The sequence below is a fragment of the Tepidimonas sp. genome (assembly GCF_046292505.1).
Lineage (GTDB): Bacteria > Pseudomonadota > Gammaproteobacteria > Burkholderiales > Burkholderiaceae_C > Tepidimonas.
Genome location: NZ_JBKBQX010000006.1, coordinates 38,242 through 54,256 on the forward strand (window position 1 = coordinate 38,242; position 16,015 = coordinate 54,256).

Annotated in this window: 15 protein-coding genes; 8 read left to right on the forward strand and 7 right to left on the reverse strand. The window is 64.9% G+C overall.

Annotated features, from left to right (window positions below):
* Positions 1–8 precede the first annotated feature (8 nt).
* The 6 genes from ACK4TH_RS04640 (at position 9) to ACK4TH_RS04665 (ending at position 7,016) form a co-directional block, all read left to right on the forward strand.
* A complete protein-coding gene (locus ACK4TH_RS04640; RefSeq protein ID WP_409623510.1) occupies positions 9–434 on the forward strand; it encodes a GspH/FimT family pseudopilin in 426 nt (141 codons plus the stop codon).
* Positions 406–1,080: a PilW family protein gene (locus tag ACK4TH_RS04645; protein WP_409623357.1), complete on the forward strand. Its 675-nt coding sequence runs from the start codon at positions 406–408 to the stop codon at positions 1,078–1,080. The genes ACK4TH_RS04640 and ACK4TH_RS04645 overlap by 29 nt, the downstream gene beginning before the upstream one ends.
* On the forward strand, positions 1,077–2,363 hold the full coding sequence (locus ACK4TH_RS04650; protein WP_409623360.1) for a hypothetical protein: 1,287 nt from the start codon (positions 1,077–1,079) through the stop codon (positions 2,361–2,363). The genes ACK4TH_RS04645 and ACK4TH_RS04650 overlap by 4 nt, the downstream gene beginning before the upstream one ends.
* Positions 2,364–2,386: 23 nt before the next feature.
* On the forward strand, positions 2,387–4,021 hold the full coding sequence (locus ACK4TH_RS04655; protein ID WP_409623362.1) for a hypothetical protein: 1,635 nt from the start codon (positions 2,387–2,389) through the stop codon (positions 4,019–4,021).
* Positions 4,022–4,036: 15 nt separating this feature from the next.
* On the forward strand, positions 4,037–4,840 hold the full coding sequence (locus tag ACK4TH_RS04660) for an exodeoxyribonuclease III (RefSeq protein ID WP_409623364.1): 804 nt from the start codon (positions 4,037–4,039) through the stop codon (positions 4,838–4,840).
* Positions 4,841–4,946: 106 nt separating this feature from the next.
* The gene (locus tag ACK4TH_RS04665; RefSeq protein WP_409623366.1) at positions 4,947–7,016 is read left to right on the forward strand and encodes an acyltransferase family protein; all 2,070 of its coding nucleotides are present in this window, start codon (positions 4,947–4,949) and stop codon (positions 7,014–7,016) included.
* Positions 7,017–7,024: 8 nt separating this feature from the next.
* On the opposite strand, the gene ntrC is transcribed toward ACK4TH_RS04665, so the two are convergent.
* From ntrC to ACK4TH_RS04695, 6 genes are all read right to left on the reverse strand, one after another.
* Positions 7,025–8,512, reverse strand: a complete 1,488-nt coding sequence (gene ntrC / locus ACK4TH_RS04670; RefSeq protein ID WP_409623368.1) for a nitrogen regulation protein NR(I) — start codon at positions 8,510–8,512, stop codon at positions 7,025–7,027.
* Between the two features lie 37 nt (positions 8,513–8,549).
* Positions 8,550–9,635 carry a nitrogen regulation protein NR(II) gene (gene glnL, locus ACK4TH_RS04675; protein WP_409623370.1) on the reverse strand — a complete coding sequence of 362 codons (1,086 nt, stop codon included), beginning with the start codon at positions 9,633–9,635 and terminating at the stop codon, positions 8,550–8,552.
* Between the two features lie 7 nt (positions 9,636–9,642).
* Positions 9,643–10,215 (reverse strand): hypothetical protein, encoded by a 573-nt coding sequence (locus ACK4TH_RS04680; RefSeq protein WP_409623372.1) that lies wholly within the window; start codon positions 10,213–10,215, stop codon positions 9,643–9,645.
* Between the two features lie 118 nt (positions 10,216–10,333).
* Positions 10,334–11,749 (reverse strand): type I glutamate--ammonia ligase, encoded by a 1,416-nt coding sequence (gene glnA / locus ACK4TH_RS04685; protein WP_068608840.1) that lies wholly within the window; start codon positions 11,747–11,749, stop codon positions 10,334–10,336.
* A gap of 153 nt (positions 11,750–11,902) precedes the next feature.
* Positions 11,903–12,745 carry a competence/damage-inducible protein A gene (locus tag ACK4TH_RS04690; RefSeq protein ID WP_409623374.1) on the reverse strand — a complete coding sequence of 281 codons (843 nt, stop codon included), beginning with the start codon at positions 12,743–12,745 and terminating at the stop codon, positions 11,903–11,905.
* The gene (locus tag ACK4TH_RS04695; protein ID WP_409623376.1) at positions 12,742–13,659 is read right to left on the reverse strand and encodes an EI24 domain-containing protein; all 918 of its coding nucleotides are present in this window, start codon (positions 13,657–13,659) and stop codon (positions 12,742–12,744) included. The genes ACK4TH_RS04690 and ACK4TH_RS04695 overlap by 4 nt, the downstream gene beginning before the upstream one ends.
* A gap of 49 nt (positions 13,660–13,708) precedes the next feature.
* Here ACK4TH_RS04695 and ACK4TH_RS04700 point away from each other — a divergent pair, with 49 nt between their 5' ends.
* Complete coding sequence (locus ACK4TH_RS04700; RefSeq protein ID WP_409623378.1) at positions 13,709–14,551, forward strand: alpha/beta fold hydrolase; 843 nt, start codon at positions 13,709–13,711, stop codon at positions 14,549–14,551.
* Here the strand turns inward: ACK4TH_RS04700 and ACK4TH_RS04705 are convergent.
* Complete coding sequence (locus ACK4TH_RS04705) at positions 14,523–15,308, reverse strand: 16S rRNA pseudouridine(516) synthase (protein ID WP_409623380.1); 786 nt, start codon at positions 15,306–15,308, stop codon at positions 14,523–14,525. The two genes, ACK4TH_RS04700 and ACK4TH_RS04705, sit on opposite strands and share 29 nt — an antisense overlap.
* Before the next feature lie 68 nt (positions 15,309–15,376).
* On the opposite strand from ACK4TH_RS04705, the gene ACK4TH_RS04710 reads away from it, so the two are divergent.
* Positions 15,377–16,012 carry a DUF2062 domain-containing protein gene (locus ACK4TH_RS04710; RefSeq protein WP_409623382.1) on the forward strand — a complete coding sequence of 212 codons (636 nt, stop codon included), beginning with the start codon at positions 15,377–15,379 and terminating at the stop codon, positions 16,010–16,012.
* Positions 16,013–16,015: the final 3 nt, after the last annotated feature.

Consider the following 16,015-nt stretch of genomic DNA (forward strand, 5'->3'; position numbering starts at 1 on the left):
CCGAGCATGTGCTCGGGGCAGTCCAGGCGGCACGGGCCGAGGCCGCCAGTCAATCCCGGCCCATGCACCTGGGCATACAGCCCGGCATTTCGGGAACCTGGGCCGTCGGGTTTGGCGACACGGACGATTGCGGCAAGACGAAAGTGGACGCCACGGTGTGCATCGTCAGCACACGGATCAGGACAACAACCCAGAACATTCCCAAGGTCTGGACGGGCTCGGGTGAGCACTCCACGATCGCCTTATCCACCGACGGTGGTGTCGTTCAGGCCATGATCGACCCGGTCCGCGGTGTGGTGAGCACGGCAGTCACCATCCGACTGAGCTCGCCGTCGGGATCCGAGACACGCGTGCTTCTTTCGACGCTCGGGCGCGCGACCGCATGCAGCCCTGCAGGAGCCAGCAATGTCGCCGGTTTGCAAACCTGTCCCTGACCCCGTATCGATACCGGGACGTCAGCGCGGCGTCTCGTTGGTCGAGCTGCTCGTCGGCTTGCTGATCGCGCTGGTCGTGATGGGGGGGGCGTTCGCGGCCTTCATCGCAGTGACCAACAGCAGTCGGACCAACATACGGGCCGACCGTATCAACGTCGATGTCCAGACCCTGCTGGATCTGATGGCCAACGACATCCGGCGGGCGGGATATACAGCCATCCCCGGCACGGGCAATCCGTTCTCCCGGGTGTTCCCGGTCCCGACGCCTCCAGCAACCTCGACGACGTCGTCGTGCTTTCTCTACAGCTACGACTACAACGGAAACGGCATCCAGGACTCGCAAGAGTTTTTCGGGTTCAGGGTTACCAACGGGAGGGTGGAAATCCGCAGCAATGGATCGTCCGACACCGACTGCAACAACGGCACCTGGCAACCGCTGAGCGACCCCAACGTCATGCGCGTTGCGAACGACGGACTGCAGTTCACCGTCGCCAACAGTGCCGTGTCGGCACCCGGTGGGGCGCTGATCGCAGAGCGCCGTTACGTCACGATCCAGTTGACCGCGACGAGCACCGCAGCAGCCGATGCCATCACCAAGGTGGCTCGGACGTCCGTCGAAATTCGCAACGACAGGCGAACCCCATGATGACCCGCCATTGCGCCATTCCCCTCCAGAGGCAAAGCCGGTATTCACACGTGCGCGGGGCGGCCACGCTCCTGCTCAGCGTCGTACTGCTGCTGGTACTCAGCATCGTCGCCGCCTACACCTCGCGGTCCAGCCTGAACGACCTCAACGTGATAGGTACCCAGGCACGACTCAAAGAAGCCCAGTCGCACGCCGAAGCTGCCTTGGACTGTATGCTGGCGCAATACCAAGCCAACGGGCTGCTCGAAACCGGCGCTGGCGCACGAACCCCGCAGCAAATCCTGGCCCAGGAGTGTCTTCAGCGGGATTTGAGCGGCCTGCCGGTGGAGCAGTTGCGTTTCCTCCGACCGGCCGAGCTGGACGCCACCAACGGGCTCAGCCAAGCGACCCTGTTTGCTCAATGTCCGGCGGCGCTCGAAACCCGGCACGATCAGACCGAGGGTGGGGTCGGTGGACACTTGTACGCCGTTGGGCGAAGCAACGACGGGTCGGCTGTTTATTGCGTTGGAGTCATGGTCAGCTCGCAAAAGGCGATCGGACGGGGAACGGCCAGCCTCGGTACCATCACCGCGGCCGTGGCGCTACCGGCCAAGCTCACCGGCAATCTGACGGTGACCAACAACAACCCAGGTGGCGTCACCATCTGGACCGGCACCGATATCGGCGCCATGAATGGGAGCTTCGAGACCAAGATCGCCGTCGAGGGCAGAACCGACCAGACCAGTTCTGGCAAGGACGGCAATCGATTTTTCGTGGGGCCGGACGTCGTGTACAACGATCCCCAGATACGCAGCCAAGCGCAGGATCCGGTGACGGGGGTGATGCGTCCGTTCGCGGATTTTTACAGCAACATGCTGGGCGTGGATCTTTCCACGGTCGTGGCAGGAGCGGACTTGCGCCTGGGGGCGGGCCAGGCTTTGCCCTCGGCCACAGACGGCCACGCGGGCAAGATCATCTACGTCAACCCCGGTACCAACAGTTTTGACCCCAACATGGACCTGGGAACTGCAGCCCAACCCGTCCTGCTCATCGTCGAGGGCGACCTGACATTGAACGGCAACAACACGATCTACGGTACGGTCGTCGCGCGCAATCTGAAGCGGCTCAATGGCACCGTCAAGATCGTGGGCAATCTGCTCGCGCAGAGCGTGGAAGACCTCAACGGGACCCTCAGAGTAACCGCACCCGCGCCCGCCCCCCCCGATGACAGGACCGACCCCCGAAACTTCTGGATGCACATGCCAGTTGCCGGTACGTGGCGTGATTGGCCTGGACAGCCCTAATACGTTCATCGAAGGACAAGACCATGGCGCACTCCCCAAAGCGTCGATCCCCGCGATATGCCCATGCGGGCTACATCCTGGTCGAGGGACTGGTGGCGATGATGGTGGTCGCAGCCGGCATCTTGGGCATTGCCAAGCTGCAATCCGCCATCGTCACCGCCAGCGCCGATGCCAAGGCCACATCTATGGCCTACAGCCTGGGCCGCGCCAAGCTGGAGGAGCTGCGCAACACCACGCTGAAAACGGAACACCAGGGCACGAGCTGTGCGGCCGGCACGATAGTCCGAACGGGCTCCGACACGGTGTCCCTGACAGGGCTGGAGACGACGTATACCCGGGCATGGACCGTGACGCCAGCCACCAACGTGGACGGCAGCTGCACCGCCGCGCGTCATCGCATCCAGGTTACGGTCACTTGGACGACGCGCGAGCGCAGCAAAAACGTCACCCTGCACAGCACCGTGTCGTGGAACGACCCCCTCGCCACCAGCGCCACCCTCGGTACCGGGGGAACCGGTGGCGGAGCCGGTGGTGCCCCGCCCACGACCGCCAAGTTTGTTCCGGACGACTATGCGTTTACGGAAGATTCAACCGTTCGCCCCACAGGAAACGACAAAGCAAGAATCGTTCGGAGCACAAAAGGCGAATACATTCTGTTGGTCGACAACAAAGCCAAGATCGCCAGCTCGGTACCATTCGTGCGACTGAGTGGCTTGGTAGCCGTCGATCAAACTGCCGGAAAAAATCAAAACCCAACTTCAATTCTTAACGTCACGGTGTATCGCAGCGATGTGACTTATTGCATCTTCCCGCTGCCATTTTCTGACGAAAATGATCCGGAAACCTATGGCCTGCGCCCGGATTCTTCAACACCCGGTGCATCGCTGACGACCGACACAGCCGCAGCCTACGTGTGCTATGTACCGGAAGGTTGGCGCGGTAACATTGGCTTGCTGCAAAAATCCTATAACTGCAACGATGTTTACAACTTGTTTGACGGAACGACCAGAATCGGCAAATGCGATTTCAGAGCCGACCTCGCATGCCCAGGGGAGACCGATGGCAGTGCGTTCTTGAGTGGGATCCGCAATATCAAAACCCTCGTACGCAACACCAGCGGCGCTGTGGTAGGCGCATCGGGCGTACTCCCTTCCCACGAGGTCATTGCGATGCCGACTTACTCCAATTTGAAACAGACATGGCGTCTTGATTTTGCCATTATTCGCGACTCAACCACGTGCGCGAATGTATTCAAAACGACCGGCAGCGCAATCACCGGCACGGCACCGGCAACGTATACCGTCTTTCGGCGGGCGGGTGAATGGCTTGGGCTCGATGCCAACGGCATACCGAAGAGCGGGGGCCGGGAAGGTGTCCCCAGCTTGGTTTATACCCAACACGTGCTGGCTAACGAAGCCAGCCTGCTGCACACCATCAGCGGCAGCGGTACCAACTGCACCGGTGCCCGAGCCGTCAGCGCAGGCTATCCTTACGCAGACGGCGTATGCTCGGTCGACGCAGGCAACTACAGTTGCCAAGTCCCGCACGGGTGGAGTGGCACCATCACCTTGCAGCCCAACGGCGATCCCGCTTCGCGCACCTTCACGACAGTCACAGGAAACATCAACGGCGAATCGTTCACATGCAGCAGCGATTGACCGCTCACACCCCTCATGCACCTCGCTACCTGGAACGTCAACTCCCTTTCCGTCCGACTGCCGCACCTGCTCGATTGGTTGGCCGACCACCCGGTGGATGTGCTGGCGCTGCAGGAACTCAAGCTCACCGATGACAGGTTTCCAGCCCAGGCGCTGGAACAAGCGGGCTACGTGGCCGCGTGGTTGGGTCAAAAGACCTACAACGGTGTGGCCTTGCTGGTGCGCTCGCCCGGCACCCTGGAGGAGGTTCAGCGCAACATCCCGGGCTTCGCGGATGAACAGGCGCGCGCAATTGCGGTCACGGTCCAGCCGGCATCGGGTGTGCCACCGCTGCGCGTGATTGGGGCCTATTTTCCCAACGGACAAGCGCCGGGCAGCGACAAGTTCGCCTACAAGATGCGCTGGTTGGACGCGCTGCGCGCCTGGGTCGCACAGGAGCTGGCCCGTCACCCGCGACTGGTGCTGATGGGCGACTTCAACATCACCGTGGACGACGACGACGTGTGGGACCCGGACGGCCTGCGCGACACCATCCACTGCACGCGCGAGGAGCGCGCGCAGCTGCAGGCCCTCAAAGACCTGGGGCTGCACGACGCCTTTCGGCTGTTCCCGCAGCCCCCCAAGAGCTACTCGTGGTGGGACTACCGCCAGCTCGCCTTCCCCAAAAACCGCGGGCTGCGCATCGATCACATCCTCATCAGTGACGCACTCAAGCCCCACGCCGTGGCCTGCGCCATCGACCGCACGCCCCGCAAGCGCCCGCAACCCAGCGACCACGCGCCCGTGGTGCTGACGCTGAACGGGCTACAAATGAGCTAAAAACAAAAATGCGCAACCCGCAACCCGCAACCCGCAACCCGCAACCCGCAACCCGCAACCCGCAACCCGCAACCCGCAACCAGTTTACCGCCCCGACATCGATGGATTGCGGGCCCTTGCCATCCTGCCAGTAGTAGGTTTCCACGCCTTCCCCAAATATTTTCCTGGCGGCTACATCGGTGTCGACATTTTCTTTGTCATATCCGGCTATTTGATTACCGGAATTATACTTCGTGAACTGAATAATGGATATTTTGGCATTCTCGATTTTTATCGACGCCGCATACTCCGACTTTTTCCGGCACTGACCGTCACCCTGTTAGCCACTTGGATCGCAGGGGTCGCGCTTCTCTACCCAAGCGACCTCAAAACCCTCGGCCGACACATCACCGCATCAGGATTTTTTCTCCAAAACTTCAATCTCCTACAGGAAAGCGGCTACTTTGACACCTCATCCGAGCTAAAACCGCTCTTGCACCTTTGGTCGCTCGCCGTCGAGGAACAGTACTATCTTTTGACACCCATAATCTTGATTGCCGCATGGCGAAAAGCCGGACTTTTGTTGCTGGCGCTGGCAGCACTGTTCATCGTTTCCGCCGTCTTGATGCTCGAAGGAGCAACCAATCACCCCACTTCAACTTTCTATTTACTGCACACGCGAGCATGGGAGTTGATGGCTGGCGCCATCCTCGCCACCCTGCAACATAACGGAATTGTCCATTTCTCCGAAACAACGCCATCACTAGCGCGCGATGGGGTGTCGTGGTTCGCAGTGGCCCTGTTGGCAGGGTCGGTCCTGCTGCTCAAGCCCGGCGACTGGCCCAACGCCCAAACGCTGATTCCGGTAGCCGCCGCCGTGCTGTTGATCGGTTCCGGATCTTCGTCTGCCGCAAACCGCCTGCTACTCTCCCGGAAGCCGCTGGTCTTGATCGGCCTTATCAGCTATCCCCTTTATCTGTGGCACTGGCCGATCCTCGCCTACCTGCGCGTCATCGAAGTGGGAGGTATGCCGCCACGCAGCTGGCGGATCGTCGCCGTATTGGCAGCCTTCGCGCTCGCCTATACCACTTGGCGCTGGCTGGAAATACCAATCCGGCGTCGGGGTGAACAAATAAAGACGATCACGGCGTTGTTGTTCGCGATGGCGGCATGCATCGGTATCGGTCTCATCACCACTTGGCGCGACGGATGGCCTGAACGCCTTGGCCAACATGACCACTACCTTGATAAAAAGCTGCAAGCCCTGAGTGAACGACCTGGGGCTCCAGAAAACCAGGACAAGGGCTGCCTACAAAGTTTCAGACCACCGGTCGATCCGAAGTACCAAGGAATCATATTCTGCAAACAAACCTCAACGGCAAGCCCTGATGTTTTATTGATCGGTGACTCGCACGCCGTCAGTCTGTACCCAGGTCTTTCGGAATGGCTCAGCCAGCGCGGCATCAATCTCAAGCATATTGGCGGATCAGGCACTGCCCCGTTACTCGATTTTGCCAACCGAGGAATCGACGACGCCATCGACATCCTCGAGAACCGAAAGCTAATTGCTCGAACGACACTCACATTCGCATTTGACAGTCAAACACCCAGGATAATCGTCATGGCTTCACGATGGCCATGGCATTACGAAAGTCAAGGCTTTGGCGACGTCGAAGGCAATAAATCCAGGGTAACTGTACACGACCACCTTCCAACAGATGCAAGCCCCAGCGAAAAATTCACAGCCGCTGTCTACTCGACACTTCAGGCACTAAAAAACGCCAACAAGACAGTGATTGTGGTACTAGACAATCCTGAGCTCGACTTTCATCCAAAGGCATGTCTACCCAAACCTTATACCTGGCTAACGGAAGACAAGTCAAAGACGGATTGCTCAATTGATCGCAAGGATGTCGAACGACGCCAGCACGGTTACCGCAGCGTGTTCAGGCAGGCAGTAGCCTCATTCAGCAATGTAATCCTCGTCGACGCCATGGAACCGCTTTGCGACGCCGAGCGTTGCTACGCCATGAAGGATGGCGAACTGCTCTATTACGACGATGATCACCTTTCGATGGCAGGCGCGCGCCTAGTCGCAGCGCACATCGGCCCCGTGATTGAAAAGCTCGTTCGGAGCCACGTGTCGGAAAGTCCGCCACATGCAGTCGACAACAACAAATTACCGACACCGCGATAAGCCAAGCCTTACCTCATCCCCAGCTCCTGCAGCTTGCGGGTGATGGTGTTGCGGCCGATGCCCAGGCGCTGCGCGGCCTCGATGCGGCGGCCGTGGGTGGCCTGCAGCGCCGCGTCGAGCAGGCATCGCTCGACGCGGCCCATCAGGGTGTCCCAGATGTCGCGCCGGCCTTCGGCCAGCAGGCGCTGCGCCTCGGCACGCAGGCCCTCCTCCCAGCCGGCGGCCGGCGCCGGGGCAACCGCCCCCGGCGTGTCCCCGGCCGACCGAGGCCCCGGCAGGACAGCCCGATGCGGCGCCGCGCCTGCCGTCGGCGCCGGCGCGGCGGTCGCGGGAATGGCCTGCAGGACCTCCGGCGGCAGGTCTTTGACCTCGATGACCTGGGCCGGCGCCATCACCGTCAGCCAGTGGCACAAATTCTCCAGCTGCCGCACGTTGCCGGGGAAGTCGAACGCGCTGAGGGCCTCGAGTGCCGCGTCGGACAGGCGCTTGGGCTCCACCTCCAACTGGCGCGCGCTGTGCTGCAAAAAGAAGCGGGCCAGCAGCGGGATGTCCTCGCGCCGCTCGCGCAGCGGGGGCAGCCGCAAGCGGATCACATTCAGGCGATGGTACAGATCCTCGCGAAACGCCCCTTCCTTGACCCGCTGCTCCAGGTTCTGGTGGGTGGCGGCGATGACGCGCACATTGGCCTTGATGGCGCTGTGGCCGCCGACGCGGTAATAGTGACCATCCGAGAGCACGCGCAGCAGCCGGGTCTGCAGCTCGAACGGCATGTCGCCGATTTCGTCCAGAAACAGCGTGCCCCCCTCGGCCTGCTCGAAGCGGCCGCGACGCAAGGTCTGGGCACCGGTGAAAGCACCGCGTTCGTGGCCAAACAGTTCGGACTCCAGCAAGTCCTTGGGGATGGCGGCGGTGTTGATGGCGACGAACGGCCCCTTGGCGCGCGGCGAGTGCTTGTGCAGCGCCCGCGCCACCAGTTCTTTGCCAGAGCCGGACTCGCCCGTGATCAGCACCGTGACATGGCTTTGGCTGAGCCGCCCGATGGCGCGAAACACGTCCTGCATCGCCGGGGCCTGCCCCAGGATTTCGGGGGCGGCAGACAGGGTCTCCTGGGCCACCTCCTCGCGCTGGCTTTCCTCGACGGCGCGGCGAATCAGCTCCACCGCCTTGGGCAGGTCGAACGGCTTGGGCAGGTATTCGAACGCCCCGCCCTGAAAGGCGGCGACCGCACTGTCCAAGTCCGAATAAGCGGTCATGATGATGACCGGCAGCGCTGGATGCTGGCGCTTGACTTTCTCCAGCAGTTCCAGCCCGGAGCCGCCGGGCATGCGGATGTCGCTGACCAGCACCTGGGGGCCCTCGTCCGCGCCATCGGCCAGCGCGTCGAGGACGGCCTTGGGCCCGTCGAAGCTGCGCGTGGGCAGCTCCTCGCGCGCCAGCGCCTTTTCCAGCACGAAGCGGATGGAGGGGTCATCGTCGGCAATCCAGATCGGTTTCATGCGCGGCACTTCCTGCTCGCCCCACCGCGCCACCGGATCACGGCAACGGGATGAGGATCTTGAAATCGGTGTGTCCCGGTCGGCTGTCGCACTCGATGAGCCCTTGGTGCTGCTGCACGAACGTCTGCGCCAGGGTGAGCCCCAAGCCGGAGCCGCCATCCCGACCCGACACCAGCGGATAGAAGATGCGGTCCTTGATCTCCTCGGGCACGCCGGGACCGTTGTCGATGACATGCAATTCCAGTGCCAGGCGAAAGCGCCGCTTGCCGAAGGTGACCTGCCGCTGCACACGCGAGCGGAAGGTGATGCAGGCATCCCCCGCGGCAATGCGCTCCTTGAGGGCATGGGCTGCGTTGTGCGCCAGGTTCAGCACGGCCTGGATGAGCAGTTCGCGGTCGCCGCGGAACTCGGGGATGGACGTGTCGTAGTCCCGCACCACGCGCAGCCCGCGCGGAAACTCGGCCAGGATGATCGCCCGCACGCGCTCGCAGACCTCGTGGATGTTGACGTCGGCCATCACGGGCGCGCGCCGGTGCGGCGCCAGCAGCCGATCCACCAACGATTGCAGGCGGTCGGCCTCGTGCACGATGACTTCGGTGTACTCGACCAGGTCATCGCGCTCGGCCAGCTCCATCTGCAACAACTGGGCGGCACCGCGAATGCCCCCCAGAGGGTTCTTGATCTCGTGCGCCAGATTGCGGATCAGCTCCTTGTTCGCCTGGGCTTGCTCCAACAGGCGTTCTTCGCGCTCCTGGCGGGTCTGTTGCTCCAGCGGCAGCATCTCGACGACGCGGTGGTCGGGCCACTCGGTGGACGCCAGCACCAGGTGCACCGGCAAGGGCTCGCGCAGCAGACGCTTGAGGTGGGTGTCGTAGCGGATGACGGCGTATTCGTGCCCGCGCGCGCCATCCAGCGCGCTTTGCAGCAGTTCCGGCTGGGTCACCCACTCGGTCAGCGACACGTCGGCCAGATTGCGGCGCGACAGGCCAATCGCATCCTCCAGGGCATGGTTGGCGTAGCGCACATGGCCCCGATCGTCCACCACCGCCACCAGGGTGGCCAGCAGGTCCAAGGCCGCAAAGCGCTTGTCGGCACCGGCCGACCGCGATCGACGCGCTTCCATCGCGGTGTCAGCGCCCGCCGTCCAGGCGACCGATCTCGCGGCGGATCGCCGCCACGTCGGCCTCGGCCCGCTCGACCCGGGTGCGCAGCTCCTCCACCCGCGCCGTGTAGCGCGGGGAGTCGGTGCGCTCGTTCGCCAGCCGCGGCGGTTTGCCCTCGGCGTAATCGGCGCGGGCCTGGGCCAAACGCTCCTCGGCCCGGCGCAGCTCCTGCTCCAGAATGCGGCGTGCCTCGGCGTCGCGCTGGCGCTGCTGGTCCGGCTCCACCCGCTCGGCGGGCGAGCGCGCGCCATTCGGCGCGGCGCCCGATGCCGCACCGCCCGCCCCACCCGCGTTGCCCGGCGCCCCCGCCGCCCCGCCAGCGGGGCGGGTGCCTTCGACGATGGTGAGGTTGCCGCCCTGCACTTCACGGCAGCCGCGCCCCGCGGGGTTGGGGCCGGGGTTGTTGGTGTACTCGTTGCCACAGCGCCAGATGGCACCGCCTTGCGCCCAGGCCGCACCGGCGGCGCACCACACGGCGGCCGCCCATGCAGCGGCCGCGCCCGCCTTGCCCCATCGCCGAATGTTTTGCTGCAACGACATGCCAACCCTGATCCACAGAATGCGACTCGACACAGTATCGTTCAAAACGGCTGGGGGCGGCACACGGCCGCCCCCAGGGTGATTCAGCAAGCCGCCTGGCGCGGGCGGCCTGTCCGCATCACAGGCTGAAGTACATGTCGTACTCGGTCGGCGTGACCTCGACGCGGGCGCGGGTGACTTCCTGCATCTTCAGTTCGATGTAGGCATCGAGCATGGAGTCGGTGAACACACCGCCCTTGGTCAGGAAGGCGCGGTCCTTGTCCAGGTAGTCCAGCGCCTGATCCAGGCTGTGGCACACGGTCGGCACCAGCTTGTCCTCTTCCGGCGGCAGGTGGTAGAGGTCCTTGGTGGCGGCCTCGCCCGGGTGGATCTTGTTCTCCACGCCGTCCAGACCGGCCATCAGCAGCGCGGCGAAGCACAGGTACGGGTTGGCCATCGGGTCCGGGAAGCGGGCCTCGACGCGGCGCGCCTTCGGGTTGGCCACGTACGGGATGCGGATCGAGGCCGAGCGGTTCTTGGCCGAGTAGGCGAGCTTGACCGGCGCCTCGAAGTGCGGCACCAGGCGCTTGTAGCTGTTGGTGGTCGGGTTGGTGATGGCGTTGAGCGCGCGGGCGTGCTTGATGATGCCGCCGATGTAGTACAGCGCGAAGTCGCTCAGGCCCGCGTAGCCGTCACCGGCGAACAGGTTCTTGCCGTCCTTCCAGACCGACTGGTGCACATGCATGCCGCTGCCGTTGTCGCCGTGGTAGGGCTTGGGCATGAAGGTGGCCGTCTTGCCATAGCTGTTGGCCACGTTCCAGATGACGTACTTGAGCACCTGCGTCCAGTCGGCGCGCTCGACCAGCGTGCTGAACTTGGTGCCGATCTCGCACTGGCCGGCGCCGGCGACTTCGTGGTGGAACACCTCCACGGGAATGCCCAGCGACTCCAGAATCAGCACCATCTCGGCGCGCATGTCGTGCGTGCTGTCCACCGGCGGCACGGGGAAGTAGCCGCCCTTGGTGCGCGGACGGTGGCCGCGGTTGCCGTTTTCGAACTTGGTGCCGGTGTTCCAGGGCGCTTCGTACTCTTCGATTTCGTAGAAGCAGTTGCCCGGATTGGTGCTCCAGCGCACACCGTCGAACAGGAAGAACTCCGGCTCGGGGCCAAAGTAAGCGGTGTCGCCCAGACCCGAGGCCTTCAGGTAGGCTTCGGCGCGCTTGGCGATCGAGCGCGGGTCGCGGTCGTAGGCCTTGCCGTCGCTGGGCTCGATGACGTCGCACTGCAGGTAGAGCGTCGTCTCTTCGAAGAAGGGGTCGATGTTGGCCGTGTTGGGGTCCGGCATCAGCAGCATGTCGGACGCCTCGATGCCCTTCCAGCCGGCGATCGACGAGCCGTCGAACGCATGGCCCGACGTGAACTTGTCTTCGCCGAAAGCGGAAATCGGCACCGTCACGTGCTGTTCTTTGCCGCGGGTGTCGGTGAAGCGGAAGTCGACGAACTTGACGTCGTTCTCCTTCACCATGTTCATCACGTCGGCGACGGTCTTGGCCATCAGTGTGCTCCTAAGAGGTTCGGGTCGAGGGAAAGGACTGAAGTCGGGCAGTAGAAAGCAGGTTCCATGCCAGATTCGCACGGGGTGCACATCGCCCTGGGCGGACGCACATGCACCGTTTCAATGCATTTTGAACCATTGTGGTGCATCGAATCATCGCACCAATTCGGGGCCCAGTCGCACGGGCATCGTGCGCAAAGCGTCCCGCATGGCTTCGTATGCGGCCGCCGCGGCGGTGTCTGCGCCCTTGACCCCGAGTTCGATGTGCCGCCCCCACTCCGGGTGGTCGACGCTGGGCAGACTGAACACCTTGACCCCGGGATACTCGGCCTCGATGCGCTCCATCAGCGGGGTCAGGGTCGCCTCGATACCGCCAAACACGATGACCGAACGCTCGCGCTGCCGGGACTGCCCGAAATGGGCGCGGTAGTTGGTGTCGAGCACCCACTCGATCATCGGCCAGGCCATGACGGGAAAACCCGGCACGAAGTGCACCGTCCCACCCCCGGGACCGTCGCACGCAAATCCCGGAATGCGGTTGTACGGGTTGGGAATGAGGCGCGCGCCCACCGGGAACACCCCCATGTTGAGGCGGTGCACGTTGTCGGGGCGATCGGGCTCGAAGGGTACACCCTGCTCCGCCGCAACCTCGCGCATGCGCTGCTCGATCAAGGCCTTGGCCTCGGGGTGCAAGACCGCCTCCACCCCCAGCGCGGCCGCGGCCGCTTGACGGGTGTGATCGTCGGGTGTGGCGCCGATCCCCCCGGTAGAGAACACCACATCGCCGCTGGCGAAGGCCTGCCGCAGCACTTCGGTGATGGCCGCGCGGTCGTCGCCCACATAACGCGCCCAGTCCAGGCGCAGGCCACGGGCGCCCAGCAACTCGATGACCTTGGGCAGGTGTTTGTCCTGGCGCTTGCCAGAGAGGATCTCGTCGCCGATGACGATAAGGCCAAAGCGCGGGGCGGCGGTCGCAGAAGGGGATACGGGCGTCATGATGCAGGAGGAGAAGGAAGCGCGCGGGCCTCGACGTCGATGATGCGGTCCGCCGGGACGGAATGGGCTGCAGGATCTGCGGGTGCTGGGGGCGCGGGTGGCGGCGCCGGCGGGGTGGCGGCCTCGCGCCGCAGCTCGTCCAGCGCCTGCAGCAGATAGTGGGCATACCACAGCGATGCAAAGGCGAACACCAGCGCATAAATCCAGATGGCCAGCGGCACGAGCAGCGGGGCCAGCGCGATGAACATCGCCCCCGAGGCCCACAGCACGCTGGGCGCCGCGCTGATCAGGCCCGCAATCACCCCCATGACCAGCAAGGGCACGCGGTGGCGGGCCATGAGAACGCGCCGCTCGTCCACCGAGGCATGTTCGGCCAGCGCATCGTAGGCGAACACGCGGTAGGTCAGCCAGCCCCAGATCAGCGGGGGCAGCACCAGCACCAGCGGCGGAATGAGCCAAAAGGGCAGCGACACCACCAGCATCAGCACCGCCAGCACGGTGGACCACAACGACCAGCCCACGCTACCCAACACCCCGCCGCCGCGGCGCCGTTGCAGGTCCGGGAAACGCCGCTGGGCGACCAGATCCACCATGGCGGGGGTCATGAAAAACGCCACCAGCAGCAGCGCCAACACGACGATCAGCGGCGTGGCCATGACGAGCACCAGCAGCGGCGCGACCACCGTCCGCAGCGCCCCCAGCCCGACGCTGTCCAGCCAGCCGAGCACGAATTCGACCAGCGACCACGTCTCCAGCCAGGCCAGCACGGCATCGACCGCCCGGTCCCAAAACCAGTAGCCCAGGGCAAACGCCCCCGCCACCATCAGCACCAGGGGCAGCAGCGACAGCGCAATGACCCGCGGGTGCAGGCAATACGCGACCGAGCGCCAGAACGAACCAAGCAGCACACGCATGTCGCAAGCATAACCGGCGGAGCGTGCCGAGGGCTCTACCATCGCGGACATGGAGCCGACCGCCCCAGCGCTTTATCCCCATCCAACCACCGAGGCATCGCTGGATCCGCCCATGCGCATCGTGATCGACGGCGTAGGGCTGGAGGTCCAGGCGATTCGTCCGGCTGCCCCTCGGGCACTCGCCCCCATCGTCTTTCTGCACGAAGGGCTGGGGTCGGTCGCCATGTGGCGGCAGCGCGGCGGCCACTGGCCCGCGGCCCTGTGCGCGCGCACCGGCCGCGTGGGATGGATGTACTCCAGGCGCGGCTATGGGGCCTCCGACCCCATCCCCGACGTGCGCACGAGCGGCCGGCACGGGCCGGACTACATGCACCGCGAGGCGTTCGCCACCCTACCCCGCCTGTTGCGGGCGCTGGGGCTGCAGCAGGCCGTGCTCGTGAGCCATTCGGACGGCGCGACGATCGCGCTGCTGCACGCCAGCCAGCACCGGGTGGTGGCCTGTGTGGCGATGGCACCCCATGTCTTCGTCGAGGACGTGGCCCTGCGCGCGATTGCCGCCGCGCGCGATGCCTACCCCCTGGGCCTGCGCGAGCGGCTGGCGCGCTACCACGCCGACGTGGACAACGCCTTCTGGCAGTGGAACGATGCCTGGCTCTCGCCGGCGTTTCGCGCGTTCGACATCCGGGCGGCGTGCGGCGGGATCGCGGCACCGCTGCTGCTGGTGCAGGGCACCGACGACGAATACGGCACCTTGGACCAACTGGACGCGATTGCAGCGGTCGCGCCCCAGGCCCAGCGGCTGGTGCTGCCAGCGTGCGGCCACAGCCCGCACCGCGATCGACCCGACGCTTTGCTGCAGGGCGTCAGCGCGTTTCTGGACCCGCTGCCTTGACGCCGGCGGCCTTGCCACCTGCCGCCTGGAGGCCGGCGACCTCGTCCACGCTCAACCAGCGCCATTGACCGGGCGCCAAATCGGCGGGCAAGACCACAGGGCCGATGGCGGTGCGGTGCAGCGCGTCCACCCGGTTGCCCACCGCCGCCACCATGCGCTTGACCTGGTGGTAGCGGCCCTCGGTCAGGGTCAGGCGCAGCCGGCTGGCATCGATGCGCTCCACCGCCACGGGCGTCACCGGACGCGGATCGTCGTGCAGCACGACGCCAGCGCGCAGACGCTGGGCCTGTCCTTCGTCGACCGGGTGGCGGCAGGTCACCACATACACCTTGGGGACATGGTGGCGCGGCGACGTCAGGCGATGAATGAAGGCCCCGTCGTCCGACAGCAGCAGCAGGCCGGTCGTATCCTGATCGAGCCGGCCGATGGCCTGCACGCCGTCGGCCGCCCCTCCCGGGCGCTGGCGCAGCGGCACGGGCAGCAAGGTGTGCACGCTTGGCCAGGCCGAAGGCCGGCGCGAACATTCGTAGCCGGCGGGCTTGTGCAGCATCAGGTAGGCGCGCGGCTGGTATGGCCAGCAGACCCCATCCACCCAGAACGGCAGGCCCGGGGCGAGCTCGTCCGGGGGCACGGGCTCATCCGGATCGACGACGGGGCGCCGGTCGGCCCCCGCCGCCACCGCCCCGCTCAGAATCAACGCCCGGCAGGCGCGGCGGGTGCCAAACCCTTGCGAATACAACACATCTTCCCATCGCATGGGGCGCGAGGATAGCGGGGATCGCGGCGGATGCGTCACAATCTGAACACTTTCGTACTCCACCACCGATGAAAGCGCGCGTCCAGTCCCTGCTGCCCAGCCGCGAGCGCCTGCACGACATGCGCTGGCTGCGCTGGCTTGCCCCCTACCTGCACCATCCCCGGCTGTGGCACATCAACCGCAAGGGGCTGGCGCTGGGGTTGGCGCTGGGGGTGTTTTTCGGGCTGTTGATTCCCGTGGCGCAAATCCCGGCCTCGGCCACGCTGGCGGTGTTGCTGCGCGCGAATGTACCGGCCGCCGTGGCAAGCACGCTGGTGACCAATCCGGTCACCTTTGGGCCGGTGTACTTTGGGGCGTACAAGCTGGGCGAGTGGGTGCTGCAGGCGGAGCCCAGCGCGGCGTCCCCCCGCAGCGGGACCGACGCCATCGTCTTGTCCGCACCGGGGGCCAACGCCGACGCAGCGGCCGGCGACAGCGCGGCGACCGACGGTTCCGGCGGGTCGTGGCTGGCCGACTTCTGGCACTGGATCACCGACGTGGGCAAACCCCTGGTGGTGGGCTTGGCCATCGTCGCCAGCCTCACCGGCCTGTTGGTGTATCTGGCAGTCCACGGAGCATGGATTTTGAAGGTACGCCTGGCGCAGCGGCGTCGGCGCCGCCAGCGCTTGGGCCACGCCCGTGCCCAGTATGCACGACGGTCCTGAGCA

Coding starts and splice junctions, on each gene's coding strand:
- glnL (WP_409623370.1), bottom strand. CDS start 9,635: ATGGAAGCGCGTCGATCGCGGTCGGCCGGTGCCGACAAGCGCTTTGCG.
- ACK4TH_RS04700 (WP_409623378.1), top strand. CDS start 13,709: ATGGAGCCGACCGCCCCAGCGCTTTATCCCCATCCAACCACCGAGGCA.
- ACK4TH_RS04680 (WP_409623372.1), bottom strand. CDS start 10,215: ATGTCGTTGCAGCAAAACATTCGGCGATGGGGCAAGGCGGGCGCGGCC.
- ACK4TH_RS04660 (WP_409623364.1), top strand. CDS start 4,037: ATGCACCTCGCTACCTGGAACGTCAACTCCCTTTCCGTCCGACTGCCG.
- ntrC (WP_409623368.1), bottom strand. CDS start 8,512: ATGAAACCGATCTGGATTGCCGACGATGACCCCTCCATCCGCTTCGTG.
- ACK4TH_RS04645 (WP_409623357.1), top strand. CDS start 406: ATGTCGCCGGTTTGCAAACCTGTCCCTGACCCCGTATCGATACCGGGA.
- ACK4TH_RS04710 (WP_409623382.1), top strand. CDS start 15,377: ATGAAAGCGCGCGTCCAGTCCCTGCTGCCCAGCCGCGAGCGCCTGCAC.
- ACK4TH_RS04650 (WP_409623360.1), top strand. CDS start 1,077: ATGATGACCCGCCATTGCGCCATTCCCCTCCAGAGGCAAAGCCGGTAT.
- ACK4TH_RS04690 (WP_409623374.1), bottom strand. CDS start 12,745: ATGACGCCCGTATCCCCTTCTGCGACCGCCGCCCCGCGCTTTGGCCTT.
- ACK4TH_RS04705 (WP_409623380.1), bottom strand. CDS start 15,308: ATGCGATGGGAAGATGTGTTGTATTCGCAAGGGTTTGGCACCCGCCGC.
- ACK4TH_RS04695 (WP_409623376.1), bottom strand. CDS start 13,659: ATGCGTGTGCTGCTTGGTTCGTTCTGGCGCTCGGTCGCGTATTGCCTG.
- glnA (WP_068608840.1), bottom strand. CDS start 11,749: ATGGCCAAGACCGTCGCCGACGTGATGAACATGGTGAAGGAGAACGAC.
- ACK4TH_RS04655 (WP_409623362.1), top strand. CDS start 2,387: ATGGCGCACTCCCCAAAGCGTCGATCCCCGCGATATGCCCATGCGGGC.